Annotated in this window: 19 protein-coding genes and 1 pseudogene; 10 read left to right on the top strand and 10 right to left on the bottom strand. The window is 48.1% G+C overall.

The annotated features are described in order from the left end of the window. Window positions 1–68 precede the first annotated feature (68 nt). The 5 genes from mnmG to ACYQ1O_RS01620 all read left to right on the top strand — a co-directional run bounded on the left by mnmG (window position 69) and on the right by ACYQ1O_RS01620 (window position 4,676). On the top strand, window positions 69–1,949 hold the full coding sequence (gene mnmG / locus ACYQ1O_RS01640) for a tRNA uridine-5-carboxymethylaminomethyl(34) synthesis enzyme MnmG (protein WP_459989812.1): 1,881 nt from the start codon (window positions 69–71) through the stop codon (window positions 1,947–1,949). Further along, window positions 1,949–2,599 carry a 16S rRNA (guanine(527)-N(7))-methyltransferase RsmG gene (rsmG, locus tag ACYQ1O_RS01635; protein WP_459989810.1) on the top strand — a complete coding sequence of 217 codons (651 nt, stop codon included), beginning with the start codon at window positions 1,949–1,951 and terminating at the stop codon, window positions 2,597–2,599. Before mnmG ends, rsmG begins: the two co-directional genes overlap by 1 nt. Continuing rightward, the gene (locus ACYQ1O_RS01630) at window positions 2,587–3,360 is read left to right on the top strand and encodes a ParA family protein (RefSeq protein ID WP_459989808.1); all 774 of its coding nucleotides are present in this window, start codon (window positions 2,587–2,589) and stop codon (window positions 3,358–3,360) included. Before rsmG ends, ACYQ1O_RS01630 begins: the two co-directional genes overlap by 13 nt. Beyond that, window positions 3,357–3,674 (top strand): hypothetical protein, encoded by a 318-nt coding sequence (locus tag ACYQ1O_RS01625; RefSeq protein WP_459989806.1) that lies wholly within the window; start codon window positions 3,357–3,359, stop codon window positions 3,672–3,674. The genes ACYQ1O_RS01630 and ACYQ1O_RS01625 overlap by 4 nt, the downstream gene beginning before the upstream one ends. A 156-nt stretch (window positions 3,675–3,830) precedes the next feature. Next, window positions 3,831–4,676 (top strand): ParB/RepB/Spo0J family partition protein, encoded by an 846-nt coding sequence (locus tag ACYQ1O_RS01620; protein ID WP_459989803.1) that lies wholly within the window; start codon window positions 3,831–3,833, stop codon window positions 4,674–4,676. A gap of 107 nt (window positions 4,677–4,783) precedes the next feature. Here the strand turns inward: ACYQ1O_RS01620 and ACYQ1O_RS01615 are convergent. From ACYQ1O_RS01615 to ACYQ1O_RS01605, 3 genes and pseudogenes are all read right to left on the bottom strand, one after another. Then, a pseudogene (locus tag ACYQ1O_RS01615) lies at window positions 4,784–5,326 on the bottom strand (GTP-binding protein). Window positions 5,327–5,356: 30 nt separating this feature from the next. Continuing rightward, entirely contained in the window at window positions 5,357–5,677 is a 321-nt protein-coding gene (locus ACYQ1O_RS01610) for a HigA family addiction module antitoxin (protein WP_459989801.1), read from the bottom strand. Between the two features lie 10 nt (window positions 5,678–5,687). Beyond that, the gene (locus tag ACYQ1O_RS01605; RefSeq protein WP_459989800.1) at window positions 5,688–5,966 is read right to left on the bottom strand and encodes a type II toxin-antitoxin system RelE/ParE family toxin; all 279 of its coding nucleotides are present in this window, start codon (window positions 5,964–5,966) and stop codon (window positions 5,688–5,690) included. A gap of 491 nt (window positions 5,967–6,457) precedes the next feature. Between ACYQ1O_RS01605 and ACYQ1O_RS01600 the strand changes: the two genes are divergently transcribed. Genes ACYQ1O_RS01600 through ACYQ1O_RS01580 form a run of 5 tightly spaced genes read left to right on the top strand, consistent with a single transcriptional unit; the run spans window position 6,458 to window position 8,428 of the window. Beyond that, window positions 6,458–6,637, top strand: coding sequence for a hypothetical protein (locus ACYQ1O_RS01600; RefSeq protein WP_459989798.1), 180 nt, complete (start codon window positions 6,458–6,460; stop codon window positions 6,635–6,637). Window positions 6,638–6,675: 38 nt separating this feature from the next. Beyond that, a complete protein-coding gene (locus ACYQ1O_RS01595; protein WP_459989796.1) occupies window positions 6,676–6,981 on the top strand; it encodes a helix-turn-helix domain-containing protein in 306 nt (101 codons plus the stop codon). Then, on the top strand, window positions 6,953–7,972 hold the full coding sequence (locus ACYQ1O_RS01590) for a reverse transcriptase family protein (protein WP_459989795.1): 1,020 nt from the start codon (window positions 6,953–6,955) through the stop codon (window positions 7,970–7,972). The genes ACYQ1O_RS01595 and ACYQ1O_RS01590 overlap by 29 nt, the downstream gene beginning before the upstream one ends. Next, entirely contained in the window at window positions 7,969–8,169 is a 201-nt protein-coding gene (locus ACYQ1O_RS01585) for a hypothetical protein (protein WP_459989794.1), read from the top strand. The genes ACYQ1O_RS01590 and ACYQ1O_RS01585 overlap by 4 nt, the downstream gene beginning before the upstream one ends. Then, the gene (locus ACYQ1O_RS01580; protein WP_459990625.1) at window positions 8,156–8,428 is read left to right on the top strand and encodes a type II toxin-antitoxin system RelE family toxin; all 273 of its coding nucleotides are present in this window, start codon (window positions 8,156–8,158) and stop codon (window positions 8,426–8,428) included. The genes ACYQ1O_RS01585 and ACYQ1O_RS01580 overlap by 14 nt, the downstream gene beginning before the upstream one ends. 131 nt (window positions 8,429–8,559) lie before the next feature. On the opposite strand, the gene ACYQ1O_RS01575 is transcribed toward ACYQ1O_RS01580, so the two are convergent. From ACYQ1O_RS01575 to ACYQ1O_RS01545, 7 genes are all read right to left on the bottom strand, one after another. Continuing rightward, entirely contained in the window at window positions 8,560–9,540 is a 981-nt protein-coding gene (locus ACYQ1O_RS01575) for a CobW family GTP-binding protein (protein ID WP_459989792.1), read from the bottom strand. Window positions 9,541–9,739: 199 nt separating this feature from the next. Beyond that, window positions 9,740–10,729: a CobW family GTP-binding protein gene (locus ACYQ1O_RS01570; protein WP_459989791.1), complete on the bottom strand. Its 990-nt coding sequence runs from the start codon at window positions 10,727–10,729 to the stop codon at window positions 9,740–9,742. A 16-nt stretch (window positions 10,730–10,745) separates the two neighbouring features. Beyond that, complete coding sequence (locus ACYQ1O_RS01565; protein ID WP_459989790.1) at window positions 10,746–11,417, bottom strand: DUF1826 domain-containing protein; 672 nt, start codon at window positions 11,415–11,417, stop codon at window positions 10,746–10,748. Between the two features lie 8 nt (window positions 11,418–11,425). Then, window positions 11,426–12,220 (bottom strand): ZIP family metal transporter, encoded by a 795-nt coding sequence (locus tag ACYQ1O_RS01560; protein ID WP_459989788.1) that lies wholly within the window; start codon window positions 12,218–12,220, stop codon window positions 11,426–11,428. Beyond that, a complete protein-coding gene (locus ACYQ1O_RS01555) occupies window positions 12,201–12,389 on the bottom strand; it encodes a hypothetical protein (RefSeq protein ID WP_459989786.1) in 189 nt (62 codons plus the stop codon). The genes ACYQ1O_RS01560 and ACYQ1O_RS01555 overlap by 20 nt, the downstream gene beginning before the upstream one ends. Before the next feature lie 147 nt (window positions 12,390–12,536). Beyond that, on the bottom strand, window positions 12,537–13,745 hold the full coding sequence (gene zigA, locus ACYQ1O_RS01550; protein WP_459989785.1) for a zinc metallochaperone GTPase ZigA: 1,209 nt from the start codon (window positions 13,743–13,745) through the stop codon (window positions 12,537–12,539). Between the two features lie 60 nt (window positions 13,746–13,805). Beyond that, complete coding sequence (locus tag ACYQ1O_RS01545; protein WP_459989784.1) at window positions 13,806–14,036, bottom strand: hypothetical protein; 231 nt, start codon at window positions 14,034–14,036, stop codon at window positions 13,806–13,808. Window positions 14,037–14,061: the final 25 nt, after the last annotated feature.

Below are 14,061 nucleotides of genomic sequence, written 5' to 3'. Positions count from 1 at the left end.
ACCTCTTATAATATAAACCATTATTGGTTAGTGCCGTTTGGCACAACACACAGAGTAAAGTATTCACCATGAAATTCAAAAAAGATTTTGACGTTATCGTCGTTGGCGGCGGCCATGCTGGCACAGAAGCGGCGTTGGCTGCTGCACGTGCCGGTGCAAAAACGCTATTGCTTACGCAAAATATCGACACTTTAGGGCAAATGAGCTGCAATCCTGCTATCGGTGGCATCGGCAAAGGCCATTTGGTGAAAGAAATAGACGCACTCGGCGGCATCATGGCAAAAGCCATCGATTTGGGCGGTATCCAATTCCGCACCCTCAACGCCAGCAAAGGCCCCGCTGTCCGCGCCACCCGCGCGCAAGCAGACCGTCAGCTGTACAAAAAAGCGGTCAGATACGCCTTGGAAAACCAACCTAACTTGGCGTTGTTCCAACAAACCGTTGCCGATTTGATAGTCGAAAACAACCGCGTTGCTGGTGTAAAAACGCAAATGGGCTTGGATTTTAAAGCCCGCGCCGTGGTGTTGACGACCGGCACTTTTTTGGCGGGCAAAATCCACATCGGTTTGGAAAACTACAGTGGTGGACGTGCGGGCGATTCCGCATCGGTGGCCTTGGCGGAACGTCTGCGCGAAATGCCTTTCCGTATCGACCGCTTAAAAACCGGCACACCGCCGCGTATCGACGGACGCACCATTGATTTCAGCCAGTTGGAAGAACAGCACGGCGACACGCCGGTACCGGTGTTTTCCTTTATGGGCAAAGCGGAACAGCACCCACGCCAAATCCCTTGCCACATTACCCGCACCACCCAACAAACCCACGACATTATCCGCGCTGGCTTAGATCGTTCGCCTTTGTATTCCGGTGTCATCGAGGGCATAGGGCCGCGTTATTGCCCGTCGATTGAAGATAAAATCGTCCGTTTCGCCGAGCGTGATTCGCACCAAATTTTTATCGAACCCGAAGGTTTGGACACCCACGAAATTTACCCGAACGGCATTTCCACTAGCTTGCCGTTTGATGTGCAATACGAATTTGTCCGTTCCATGCCAGGTTTTGAAAATGCTGAAATCATCCGCCCCGGCTATGCGATTGAATACGATTTCTTCGATCCGCGTGATTTAAAAATGTCGCTGGAAACCAAACACCTAGACGGCTTGTTCTTTGCCGGACAAGTCAATGGCACGACAGGATACGAAGAAGCGGCGGCGCAAGGCTTGATTGCCGGTATGAATGCGGCGCGGCAAGTGATGGAATTGGAATCTTGGTGTCCAGCGCGCGATCAAGCTTATATGGGCGTGATGATTGACGATTTGATTACCCGTGGTACACAAGAGCCGTACCGCATGTTCACCAGCCGTGCTGAATACCGCTTGTTGCTGCGCGAAGACAATGCCGATTTGCGCTTGACTGAAAAAGGCCGCGAGTTGGGGCTGGTTGATGACGGACGCTGGCAAGCTTTTGAAGCCAAACGCGAAGCCATCGCCAGTTTGCAGGAAAGCTTGAAAAAACAATGGGTCCGCGCCGGTACGGAAGCCGCGCAAAGCGTCGAGGAAAATTGGGGCAAGCCGTTGCTGAAAGAAGCCAGTTTAATGGAATTGCTGCGTCGCCCCGAAGTGGACATTGACCGTTTGCTGGCGTTTTTGCCGTCCACTGAAGAAGCTACCGACATTGACGCGCAAGTCGCCGAACAAGTGGAAATCCAAGCCAAGTACGCCGGTTACATCGTCCGCCAGCAAAGCGAGATCGACAAAGCTTTGCGCTACGACCACCTGCGTTTGCCGGAAAACTTCGACTATAAAAACGTTTCCGGTTTGTCCAACGAAGTCAGCCAAAAGCTGGCGGCGCAACGTCCTGAAACCTTGGGGCAAGCCTCACGCATTCCCGGCATGACCCCGGCAGCGGTGTCGTTGTTATTAGTTCACCTGAAAAAGAAAAGCGCCTGATGAATAATGCCCGTGCTATGCTGGCGGATGGCTTGGCAGCGTTAAATTTGCCTGCCACCGATGTCCAGATTGACCAATTGCTGGCGTTTATCGCTTTGATTGAAAAGTGGAATAAAGCCTATAACCTGACGGCGATCCGTAACCGCGAGGAAATGGTGCGCCTGCACCTGCTCGATAGCCTTGCGATTGTGCCTTTTATTGAAGGCCAACGGGTGATTGACATCGGCACCGGCGCAGGTTTGCCCGGCATCCCTTTGGCGATTTTTTTGCCCGATACGCAATTTACTTTGCTGGATTCCAATGCCAAAAAAACCCGCTTTGTGCAACAAGTGATTTTGGAACTTAAGCTGGGCAATGTCAGCGTACAACACCAGCGGGTTGAAGCCTTCCAACCGGCGCAAGGATTTGATAGGGTACTGACCCGCGCGTTTGCCAGCTTGGCAGACATCATTAAGCTGACCCGCCATTTGCTGGCGCAAGATGGCGCGTTATTGGCGATGAAAAGCCAACAGCTGGAAACAGAATTGGCTGAGTTGGGCGCGCTTGCCACAACAGCCGAGATCATACCGATTACACTGCCGGACACCGATGTGCAACGGTGTCTGGTGAAAATACAATTACCAACAGAGGAGCGGTTGTGGGAAAAATAATTGCCATCACCAATCAAAAGGGTGGCGTAGGGAAAACGACGACCAGCGTTAATTTGGCAGCATCTTTGGCGGCGGCTAAGCGGCGCGTGTTATTGCTTGACCTCGACCCGCAAGGCAATGCCGCCATGGGCTGTGGCGTTGATAAGGAATCCGTCGACTATTCCAGCTACGATTTGCTGATGGCGAAAGTGCCTGCCATCCAAACGGTGATTAACCTGCCCGAATTTGGCTTTTCTGTCATCCCAGGCAATGCCGATTTGACCGCCGCCGAAGTCGAGCTGATGCATGCCGAGCGCAAAGAGCAGCGCTTAGCGGATGCTTTGCTGACGATAAAGGCCGATTACGATTACATTCTGATCGATTGCCCGCCTTCGTTGAACATGTTGACCTTAAACGCGATGGTGGCTGCCAACAGCCTGCTGATCCCCATGCAGTGCGAATATTACGCGTTGGAAGGCATTTCGGCCTTGATGAACACGCTGCGCAATATCCAAGAAACGGTTAATCCTGACTTGCATTTGGAAGGCATTCTCCGCACCATGTTTGATGACCGTAACCGCCTGACCAAAGACGTTTCCGAGCAGCTGATCCGTTATTTTGGCGACCAAGTGTTCAGGACTTGCGTGCCGCGCAACATCCGCCTTGCGGAAGCGCCCAGTCACGGCTTGCCGATTATCAATTACGACAAATCATCACGTGGGGCAGTGGCTTACATTACCTTAGCTGGCGAAATGATTAGAAAAGAAAAAACAAAAGCATGACGTTCAAAAAAAGAGGATTGGGCCGCGGGCTGGAAGCTTTGTTGGCGGAAGTGCCGGTTAAAGACGATAGCCGGATAATCGAAGGGCAAAGCGAGGCCAGCCAATTGCCGGCAGTGGTTGGCGTGGTGGAGCCGATAACTCCCGCGCCCAACATAACCGACTTGCCCGCGCTGAACCAACAGGCCGAACTGACTTTTGCCTTGATGAAAAATATCCACCGCGAAAGGTTGGATGTATTGGTTGAAGCCGAAGCTTTGTTGGCATTAATCGACGAGTTTGAACAGCTTGTCCAGAACGACATCTTCAAATCCTAAGGCAATGCCGGAGCTTGGCTTTGTCCAAGGAGCCGGTAAGTTCTCCTTATGCAGAATGACGCGTTGCCGAAGGACTGTCTGCAACACCCTAACAATCGCCGGATTTAAGCGGATCAATTCGGTTGCGTGGCTCACTTTATAGATAAATTAAAGGCAATGGTTGTACAAAAACGAGGTTTAGGTCGGGGGCTGGACGCGCTATTGGGCGATGCGGGCCAGCGCGACGACAAACAACAGGCACACAGCTTGCCCATCGAATATCTGCAGCGCGGCAAATACCAGCCGCGCCGCGATATGGATCCTGAAAAGTTGCAGGAACTGGCGGATTCCATTAAAGCGCAAGGCATTATCCAGCCGATTGTGGTGCGCAAAATCGGTCAGGACAAATACGAAATCATTGCTGGCGAACGCCGCTGGCGCGCCGCGCAGCTGGCGGCTTTGCAGCAAGTGCCGGTGGTCATTAAAGAAATTGACGACCGTGCCGCCATGGCGATTGCGTTAATTGAAAACATCCAGCGCGAAGACTTGAACCCGCTGGAAGAAGCCGAAGCCTTAAAACGCTTGCTGGCAGAATTTGCCATGACCCATCAGCAAATTGCCGAAGCGGTGGGCAAATCGCGCACCACCGTCACCAACCTGCTGCGCCTGATGGATTTGCATCCTGATGTAAAAAAATTGTTGGCAAGCAAGCAATTGGACATGGGTCACGCCAAAGTGCTGTTGGCTTTGGAAGGCGACAAGCAAGTATTCGCGGCTAATAAAATCGTCAAAGAAGGCTTGAATGTCAGAATGGCGGAACGCTTGGTGAAAGAGCTGCAAGAAGACAGCAAACCTGCCAAAACCGTCAGCGTCGATAACGACACGTTACGCCTGCAACAAAGCCTAAGCGCCAAATTGGGTGCCAAAGTCGTTATCGTCCACAAAGAAAACGGCAGCGGCAAATTGGTCATCAATTACACTGGCTTGGAAGAGCTGGATGGTATCATCGAAAAGCTGGGCTGATTTGGCTTCGCAGCGTTCCTTACGCTTTCATTCTGAACGAAAAACATGGGCTTCTCGAAGCATAGTCTTCAACTGTGCCGACAAGCCTGCGTCCTCCCCACCGGTAATCAACACCAAACGCCCACGTCCGTCATCGCTAGCTTTAGGCGATAGCCGCACCACTCGCCCAGCCAACGCTCGCGCAACAAAATATCCACCACTAGCTCAGTATTTGCCACACCGCTGGTTTTGATAAAAAGGCGGTCAAAGGGTGTATCGGCATTAGTTTCCCAACCCATCCGCCGATTCTTCAACAACGGCGTTAACGAGCTTTTCACCTGACAACACAAGCAACCGCCAGACAAAGTGCTGATAGCAATGTTGTGTTCTCTAAGGAAGTGCTGAACTAATTGATTCCGATCATGCTTCGACAGGCTCAGCGCGAACGGAATCAATTAGTTACCGTTCGGCCTGAGCTTGTCGAAGGCTTTGTTCAGCGATTCCCTAAGCAATTGAGGGTCGATAGGCGTAGCGCCGAATTCGTTGATGATAACGACAGAATGCGGGTAATGGCTGAGCAAGCGGTTAAGCAAGGTGGTTTTGCCACTGCCTAGGAAGCCGCTTAGGAGGGTTACGGGGATGGGGTGGAGGATTTTAGATTTTGGGTTCAATTGGGCTTAGCATCGCTTGAAAATTGATTCCTAAAGAACAGCGTTGTTTTGAGACTCGTCAATCAAATTAATGGGCTTAATTAACAACAACACCTCATGCAACTGGTCTTTGGCGATGGCGCGATCATAGTCATCTTGCAAGCCCGTCCAAAAGCTTTCGGATACACCAAAATACCGCGATAGCCGCAATCCTGTATCTGCCGTTATGCCGCGCTTGCCGGCAATAATTTCACCAATTCGGCGTTGCGGCACACCAATATCTTTTGCCAAGCGGTATTGGGTAATCGCCATCGGCTTTAAAAACTCTTCCAATAAAATTTCCCCTGGTGTTGGGTAAGGTATTGTTCTCATGGGTTTTTCCTTAGTGGTAGTCGACAATTTCAACATCAAAGGCATCGCCTTGTTCAAATCGGAAACAAAGACGAAATTGGTCATTTATACGGATGCTATAACTCTCCGCGCGATCACCTTTAAGCCGCTCCAAACGATTGGCGGGCGGCACACGCAAATCATTCAAACAGACGGCGCGGTTAAGCATTGCCAGCTTTCGCAAGGCGACGGTTTCTATATTCACAAACCGCTGTACTCGTTCGCCTTCGAACAACGCTTGGGTGTTAAGGTCTTTAAAAGTCTTAATCATTTTTATGCTGTCATTTTTCGTTAGTATTGTATAGCGTTATTAGTTTAGTTAAAAAAGTTGTGGCTGTAAAAATCAACTTGATGCCATTTTTTCAAAGTTGGAGTTAACAAACGAAAATAATTTTTCGCAAATAGCGAATTTAATTTGCAAATAAACGTGTTCATGGCATACTGGACACCGTAGTTGAAAAGGTCGCCCTATAGCTTTGGGGTTCTCGTGAATACCTGATTTTTTTTGGGTATTGAAGTGGGTAGAAATACCTGTGAGCTGAATTTGGCTCAAAATTTAGAACGGGTATGCCCCGCTCTGTGATGATTCTCGAATATCGTCGTACGAATATGTTGCTTGACTAGGCGACGAGACGAGGTCGTCGTTTGAATGGTTGATGGACAACTAAGTAGTCTAACCTTGATTTGTCTTGTGACGAGATTCAAGAGCACTTGATAACTTGCATTCTGCAAAACAAGTTGCAATTGGATAAGGCAAATTAAATGAAAAATGGAACTTCAATTTTAAAACTACTAAAAGCTACTTATGCCGAAAAGAATAGGCCAAGAAGAATCACTTACTTTCTGAAGTTTCTTTGGGATCACAGAAGAATGCTTATTAAAGCTGCATTTTGGTTTGCATGGATAATAAAGAAAATATTTTCTTGGTTTGAAGACCAATAGGCTTACATCAATTTATTTATAATCAAAGAATAATGACCATGATTGGAAAAGCCCTGCGATTGCTACGCGTATATCATGATTTGAAACTAGGTGAGCTAGCTAAAATGCTTGATATTTCAATAAGCTATTTATCTGAAATAGAAAACGGCAAGAAAAGGCCATCGTTAGACATTATTGAAAAATACGCTCAAATTTTTAACACAAAACCATCTGCTATTTTATTTTTTTCTGAAAATGTTGATGACGATTCAACCACTGGAAAGATTAAGGAAAAAGTTCGTGGCAACATCTTGGCATTCCTTGAGGCGATAGAAGATGCGGGAACGAAACAAATATCCCCTTAATAAAAGTCCATTATTTGGATTAACAAGTAAAGCTAAGTTGTATAAGTTGCTTGTAACCGATAATAGGCTTTTACATATCCCGAAAAATGATAAGAAGCTTGGAGCTATTCTATTAGAAGTAAATAACGCAAATAAACTTGAAGCTTTGCTTCAACAATCTAATTATCGGATTTTTGAAGAAAAACAATCTGGTCGTGTAATTCAGGATCCGAAACCTTTCTTAAAATTGGTGCATAAAAAATTAGCCAATCTACTTTCTAGAATTTATACGCCGGATTATCTTCATTCGGGCGTTAAAGGTAAAAGCTACGTTTCAAATGCAGAGCACCATCTAAAAACACCTTCATTTCTTTTAAAATTAGATTTGCGAAAGTTTTATCAAAACTGCTCCAAGGAGTTTGTTTTTAAAGCCTTTAAATACACTTTCGATATGCCAGATGACGTGGCTTGGCTTGTTGCAAATCTCGTCACCTACAAAGATTTTTTGCCAACAGGAAGCCCTGTTAGTCAACTGATTGCTTTTTTCGCTTACCAAAAAACATTCGATAAAATTGATGCTTTATCAAAAAGCCGAAATATAACCTTTAGTCTTTATGTTGACGATATGTGTTTTTCATCAAGCACTCCAATTGCAAATAACATGGAGGCTTTAATTAAAAAAGAGTTTGAAAAAGTTAAATTGCCTATTCATGCTAAGAAAACAATATATTACAAAAGCCATAAACAGCATAAGAATGTAACTGGCTGTATTATCTCACCAGATAAAAAGTTAAAAGTCCCTAATAAAAGGCGACTGGAAATCATTAACGAATTTAAAAAACTCGATGACGGAATTTCTCGCTTAGAAATTCGTTTGTTAGGGAAGATACAAGCCGCAAGGCAAATTGAACCTAACATATTCCAAGACGAATATTTTCATTTGAGAAGCGTTGTAAGCTTAGAACAGCATGGTTATAAATATCCATATATCCTGACTAGGTCAATACCATGATCAACATATCAAACCTACATCTACAATACATTACCAACCAACAAGGCGAACAAACTGCCGTTGTGTTACCCGTAAACGAATTCCTTGAGTTAATGGAAGACATGGAAGATTTGATTGCTGTGGCTTCGCGTAAGAACGAAGCCACAACTTCGCATGAAGATTTTTTAATCGAATTGGCGAATGATGGGCTTGTATAAACTGCGCTGGAAGGATTCGGCGAAAAAGGAACTGAAAAGTCTTGATAAAAAAACTATCCAACGCTTGCTGGAAGCCATTGAGCTGTTAGCTAAAAATCCACGCCCTGTTGCCTGCAAAAAGCTGCAAGGAACTGATGACCTTTATCGCATCAGAGTTTCAAATTATCGTGTGGTCTATTCCATAGAAGATGCTGTTTTGGTTATTGAAATTATCCGAATCGGACATCGGCGTGATGTCTATCAAAAAAAGTTTGGCTAAATATCAAACTTTCACAATTCTTAATAATTCACCCTAGCCCAAATCTCCACCACGCCCCCCAGGTTCCAGCGCAAAACGCCAGAAGCATAGCGTCGGGTTGCTTGATAAAAAACTACCACATTAAAATCAACTCAATTGCGATACAGTTGTGCTGAACGCAGGCTCTCCATCAGTGCCGTTGAAAGTCCGGCATCCTTGCCATTGGTGATTAGCACCAAACATCCTCGTGCATTTTCAATGGTTTTAGGCATTAAGCGGACGGGGGGAAACAACACGCAGTCCGCTGCTTGCACCAGCAGTGGGAGGTTATCATCAGCCGTGTACACCAGCCCTTTTAGGCGGATTAAATGTCCGGCATAGTGTTGTAGTATGTCTTCCAAAACGGGCTGTAAACGTTCCCAAACGATAGGCTGTTCAAGTTGCAGGCTGATGCTGTAGAACGGATGCTCAGGAATCGATAGTTCTGGTTTCAGGCGATAACGCACGGGTTTGACTGCGGCGAATACGGCTTGCGGATCAATTTCACCTTGTATTGCTTGCAAACGCGGCGTTGCGGGTGCGAATTTCTGCAAATACGCCAGTAACGCTTCGGTTTGCTCGGTGGTCGCCAAATCCGTTTGCGTAACAACCAGCGTATCCGCCCAAGCCACTTGCGCCTGCGCTTCGGGGAAACGGCTCAACGTCTCCGCGCCATTGACTGCAGATACCGTAGCAATCATCCCTTCCAAACGGTAACGCGCCGCTAGCCAACGCTCGCGCAACAAGGTGTCCAGCACTGGCTCAGGATTCGCCACGCCGCTGGTTTCGATAAAAATGCGGTCAAACGGCTTATCCGGTTTGGCCTCCCACGCCATCCTTAAATTTTTCAACAACGGCGATAACGAACCTATCACCTGACAGCACAAACACCCGCCCGCCAAGGTGCTGATGGGCATGTTATGCTCGCGTAGCAATTGCTGGTCGATAGGCGTGGTGCCAAATTCGTTGATGATGATGGCGGAGCGCGGGTAGTGGCTGAGCAAGCGGTTTAGCAATGTGGTTTTGCCACTGCCTAGAAAGCCGCTTAAGACAATGACGGGGATGCGTGGGTCGGGTTGTGTGGCTGTTGTCATAGTGACTGATTACCTTAAGGAATCGCTGAATAAAGCCTTCGACAGGCTCTCGGCAACTGCTCCATGCGTTGCTCTACCTCCTGCATCCATGCAGTCCAGGCCGAACGGTAACTAATTGATTCCGTTCGTAGTGAGCTTGTCGAAGCCTGTCATTAGCTTGACGAATGGCATGATCGGAATCAATTAGTTCAGCGATTCCCTAACTGACAAGACAGGAATTTAACGCTTCTTTAATTTCCGTCTCCGGCAAATTGCGGCCAATGAACACTAATACCGATTGCCGAGGTTGGTTAGCAGGCCAAGGAATACCAATATGGTCGGCAAGCAGCATGTGGACACCTTGGTAAATGATTTTCCGGTCGGTGCCGGCGATATTGATAATGCCTTTATAACGCAACAAATCCACGCCATATTCGCGCACCATCACATCCATAAAGGCAATAATCCGCGCCGCATCAAAGGCTTTTTCAGTACGGAACACAAACGAGCGGATGTCGTCATCATGTTCATGGCTGACATCTTGCAAAAATTCCGGTTCGATTTCCAAAATAGCGTTCAGGCTAAAGCCGTGGATGTCCAAAATCTCGCTGATGTCGGCCTCGCCAAAATGCGCGGCGGCGATAGGCGCGCGAGCATTGATGGCACGCAATCGTGCTTCCAATTGCTGGCGTTCGGCATCGCTGACCAAATCGGTTTTTGATAGCAGCAATCGGTCGGCGAAACCGACTTGTTCTTGGGCTTCGTGATGTTCGTCCAATTGCTGCGGGGCATGTTTGGCGTCAACCACGGTAATGATGGCATCTAAGCGATAGTATTCGCCAATGTCCGGCTCGACAAAAAAAGTCTGCGCGACGGGGGCGGGGTCGGCAAGCCCCGTGGTTTCGATGACCACACGGTCAAAATGGATGTGCCCGTCTTCGCGCTGGACAGACAGATTACCTAAAATCCGCACTAAATCGCCGCGTACTGTGCAGCAAATGCAGCCGTTGTTCATTTCGACGATTTGCTCGCGCTCATTAAATAGCAAGTCGTTGTCGATACCCGCTTCGCCGAATTCGTTTTCAATCACAGCGATACGCAAGCCGTGGTTTTCAGACAAGATGCGATTCAGCAAGGTGGTTTTTCCTGCGCCTAAAAATCCGGTCAAAATAGTGACGGGTACAGGAATGGCGCGGCTAAGATCGGTCATAGGGTTCTCCAAAAAATTAAGCAAAATCCAGCGTCAACAACAAGCGACGCGGCGCTTCGGGTGAAAGTTGCGGCGAGCGGTGCACTAAGCCGTGTTGTTCGTTGCCTTCCCAGCCGCTGCCTTTGAGCAAGGCCAAGGCATCTGTTGGCACGGTTTGGATTGCCGCATGGGCTTTCAATAAACCGGATGCCGAATCTGCCATACCGTTTGCGCCCGACCCCAATTTGCTGCGGTCAATATCGCCATCGCGCAGCCATTCCGTGCCTGTGCCGCCGTAAGTAGTAGTCAAGCGGCAGGGCACTTTATCGACATGAAATTTTGGACACATGGCTTTGTCCAGCGTATGCAGGCGCAAGCCCACTTGCGGCAAATCGAATAAATCGCTGAACAGGCTGCTGATGTCAGCCAGGTCTTGGCAAAACTCACGATACCCGGCCCAGTGTGTGAATTGCGGGAGCAGTTCTTGAAAATCAAACGAAGCGATGGAAACGAATTGCAATACGTTGATGTTGTGCGGCTGCTGTAACAATTGCCGGACAAACTGTCGGATTGGTGCTGATACGTGCCTTTGTACAATGCACATATGCGTGTCGTATTCATAAATGCTGCTTAAATCTGCCAAATCGTTGCTAATGACGGCTTTGGCGGTAAATGTTGGACTTTGTTGTGATTGCAAAACGGCGGACATAGCATTCCTCAGGCCAATAAAAAGTGTTCAAAAATGACGATAAGCTGCATAAAGCCCACACCTGCGGCAAAAATCAGGGTTTGCCCGACTAAATGGCTGAGCGAGGAATGTTCATGCAGTACCGGAATAAAATCAGTGGCGGCAATGTAAATAAAGCCGCCTGCCGCAATGGGCAGTAAAAACACCAGCGACGCTTCGGCGATACTGCCCAACAACAGGGTAAACAAGGCTCCCATGATGACGGTCAACGAACAGTAAAAGTTATAGCGCAAGGCTTGCTTGGGCGAATAGCCACCGTAAACCAAGGCTCCGACATCGCCGATTTCTTGGGGGATTTCATGGACAACAATCGCCAAGGTGGTGGTATAGCCCAGTACAGGATCAACCAAAAAACTGCCTCCGATTAATATGCCATCGACAAAGTTATGGATGGCATCGCCCAGCAAATTCATTTTGGCTAAGGGGCGGATGCCCTTGGCTTCGGGTGATTGTTCAAGGCTGGGGACGGTATGGTCATGCCGCCAGCGGACGAATTTTTCCAAGACAAAAAAACTAAAAATCCCTGCCAACGTCAGTAAGCTTACACTTGACACAGAGCCTTGGCGATTGACCGCATCGGGGATTAAATGGATGAAAGCATCACCGAGCAAAACACCAACCGCCAACGCCACCAAATAGGGGATAACCCGTTGCAAAGTTTCCACTTTCAGCCATAAAGCGAACACGCCGCTCAACGATACCGCACTGACAAGCAGGCTGGCGGCTAAGGTTTCGCCGAGAATGCTAAGAGCGGGCGTAGTCATGACGGGTGAGGGCTAAGGTTTTTTCTGTTGCAGTGGGCAGGTGCGAGCGATAAATGAAGCCAGCAATACTGTGGGGAAGCCAATACAAACAAACATTCGTCATGATGGCTGCTGCCATGAGCAGCATTAGACGGGAGAGCATTTTTTTAAGGTTTGGCGTGTACATCATTATTCTCCTCAAAACGTGATGGAACGGGTAACAAACCCAATGCCGTTAAGTTAATGATTTTTCCGTTCGTCCTGAGCCTGTCGAAGGATGAATGGAAAAATCCATCCGCCGCAACGTAAGCCGTTAACAGCAACGCTTACTTAATCATCAAGCCGCATCTTCCAGCAACCAGGCCGGAAAATCATCTTGATAGGTTTCCCATTGGCTAAAACCAGCTGAAAATTCCGCATCCGTCAGCAAACAGGCATCCAACTCCTGACACGCCTTATCGACATTGATGTTTTGCCCGATGAACACCAATTCCTGACGGCAGTCACCGTAAGGGCTTTGCCAACTTGCCATAATGTCATCGACCATTTCCGCAGGCCATTCGCTTTTGGGAACGGATGCCCACCAGCGTCCGGCGCAACCGTGCTGCATCATGCCGCCGGCTTGTGACCATTGCCCGACCCAATCAGGTCGCGATGCCAACCAGAAAAAACCTTTTGAACGCAATAAGGTGCCGTTATTCCAATCGCCAAAATGCAGGTAATCGTAAAAGCGTTGTGGATGGAAAGGGCGGCGGGCGCGGTAGACAAAACTGGCAATGCCGTATTCTTCCGTTTCGGCTTGGTGTTCGCCGCGCAATTCCTGCAACCAACCTGGGGCTTGGGCGGCTTGGTCAAAATCAAAACGTCCGGTATTGAGCAGTTTTGCCAGTGGCGCATTTCCCATCACCATCGGGATGATTTCCGCATTACGGTTTAGGCTGGCCAATAAGGCTTGTAATTCCGCCAAATCAGCGCTGCTGACCAAGTCGGCTTTGGAAATGAGGATCACGTTGCTGAATTCGATTTGGTCAACTAGCAGATCGGCAATATTGCGCTGGTCATCTTCCCCGGCAACTTCACCGATTTCCGCTAGAAACGGCGCTTCCAAATACTGGTTCATGAAATTTAATGCATCAACAACCGTGACCATCGTATCGAGCTTGGCAATGTCGGATAAACTCACGCCATTGTCATCGCGGAAAGTGAAAGTTTCGGCAATCGGTAAGGGTTCGGCGATGCCAGTAGATTCAATCAAAAGATAATCAAAGCGCCCTGATTTCGCCAGTTCAGTGACTTCCAGCAACAAATCTTCACGCAAAGTGCAGCAAATGCAACCGTTGCTCATTTCCACCAATTTTTCTTCGGTGCGGTTCAGTGCCATTTCGTTTTTGACTAAGGCGGCATCAATATTGATTTCGCTCATGTCGTTGACGATGACGGCGACTTTTAACCCTTCGCGGTTGGCAAGGATTTGGTTTAATAAGGTAGTTTTGCCTGCGCCTAAAAAGCCGGACAAGACGGTGACGGGTAAGTGGTTTGTGGTCATATCGTATAAATCGGGTGTGTTTGCCCCGCTATTGGCTGTAGCGAAACAAGTGAAAAATCTTCATGCGGCGGCAACTTCTTCCTGTGCTTGCCGAAACCAACGCACTATATTCTGCCAATACTGATCGCCGTATAAGCGGCGAAAACGTGCAGTTTCTTCGCTTTCGATATTGGTCAACACGGCAATGCGGGTATTGATATACGCCGCTTCCAAAGCGATACCGCAATCCACGGTAATGCAATGCTGCCATTCGGCATAATTCTGAGGTATGAGAGAATGCGTGTCTGCCACAGTTAGGCCTTTTCAAAAGAAGTTG

Source organism: Methylosoma difficile (genome assembly GCF_054657615.1).
The sequence above is the reverse complement of the archived record's forward strand: the minus strand, read 5'-3'. Positions and strand labels throughout refer to the sequence as shown.

What these genes read in the sequence shown, in the direction of transcription:
- mnmG (WP_459989812.1), top strand. Translation starts at nt 69, where the DNA reads ATGAAATTCAAAAAAGATTTTGACGTTATCGTCGTTGGCGGCGGCCAT.
- rsmG (WP_459989810.1), top strand. Translation starts at nt 1,949, where the DNA reads ATGAATAATGCCCGTGCTATGCTGGCGGATGGCTTGGCAGCGTTAAAT.
- ACYQ1O_RS01625 (WP_459989806.1), top strand. Translation starts at nt 3,357, where the DNA reads ATGACGTTCAAAAAAAGAGGATTGGGCCGCGGGCTGGAAGCTTTGTTG.
- ACYQ1O_RS01620 (WP_459989803.1), top strand. Translation starts at nt 3,831, where the DNA reads ATGGTTGTACAAAAACGAGGTTTAGGTCGGGGGCTGGACGCGCTATTG.
- ACYQ1O_RS01610 (WP_459989801.1), bottom strand. Translation starts at nt 5,677, where the DNA reads ATGAGAACAATACCTTACCCAACACCAGGGGAAATTTTATTGGAAGAG.
- ACYQ1O_RS01605 (WP_459989800.1), bottom strand. Translation starts at nt 5,966, where the DNA reads ATGATTAAGACTTTTAAAGACCTTAACACCCAAGCGTTGTTCGAAGGC.
- ACYQ1O_RS01600 (WP_459989798.1), top strand. Translation starts at nt 6,458, where the DNA reads ATGAAAAATGGAACTTCAATTTTAAAACTACTAAAAGCTACTTATGCC.
- ACYQ1O_RS01595 (WP_459989796.1), top strand. Translation starts at nt 6,676, where the DNA reads ATGATTGGAAAAGCCCTGCGATTGCTACGCGTATATCATGATTTGAAA.
- ACYQ1O_RS01590 (WP_459989795.1), top strand. Translation starts at nt 6,953, where the DNA reads ATGCGGGAACGAAACAAATATCCCCTTAATAAAAGTCCATTATTTGGA.
- ACYQ1O_RS01585 (WP_459989794.1), top strand. Translation starts at nt 7,969, where the DNA reads ATGATCAACATATCAAACCTACATCTACAATACATTACCAACCAACAA.
- ACYQ1O_RS01580 (WP_459990625.1), top strand. Translation starts at nt 8,156, where the DNA reads ATGGGCTTGTATAAACTGCGCTGGAAGGATTCGGCGAAAAAGGAACTG.
- ACYQ1O_RS01575 (WP_459989792.1), bottom strand. Translation starts at nt 9,540, where the DNA reads ATGACAACAGCCACACAACCCGACCCACGCATCCCCGTCATTGTCTTA.
- ACYQ1O_RS01570 (WP_459989791.1), bottom strand. Translation starts at nt 10,729, where the DNA reads ATGACCGATCTTAGCCGCGCCATTCCTGTACCCGTCACTATTTTGACC.
- ACYQ1O_RS01565 (WP_459989790.1), bottom strand. Translation starts at nt 11,417, where the DNA reads ATGTCCGCCGTTTTGCAATCACAACAAAGTCCAACATTTACCGCCAAA.
- ACYQ1O_RS01560 (WP_459989788.1), bottom strand. Translation starts at nt 12,220, where the DNA reads ATGACTACGCCCGCTCTTAGCATTCTCGGCGAAACCTTAGCCGCCAGC.
- ACYQ1O_RS01555 (WP_459989786.1), bottom strand. Translation starts at nt 12,389, where the DNA reads ATGATGTACACGCCAAACCTTAAAAAAATGCTCTCCCGTCTAATGCTG.
- zigA (WP_459989785.1), bottom strand. Translation starts at nt 13,745, where the DNA reads ATGACCACAAACCACTTACCCGTCACCGTCTTGTCCGGCTTTTTAGGC.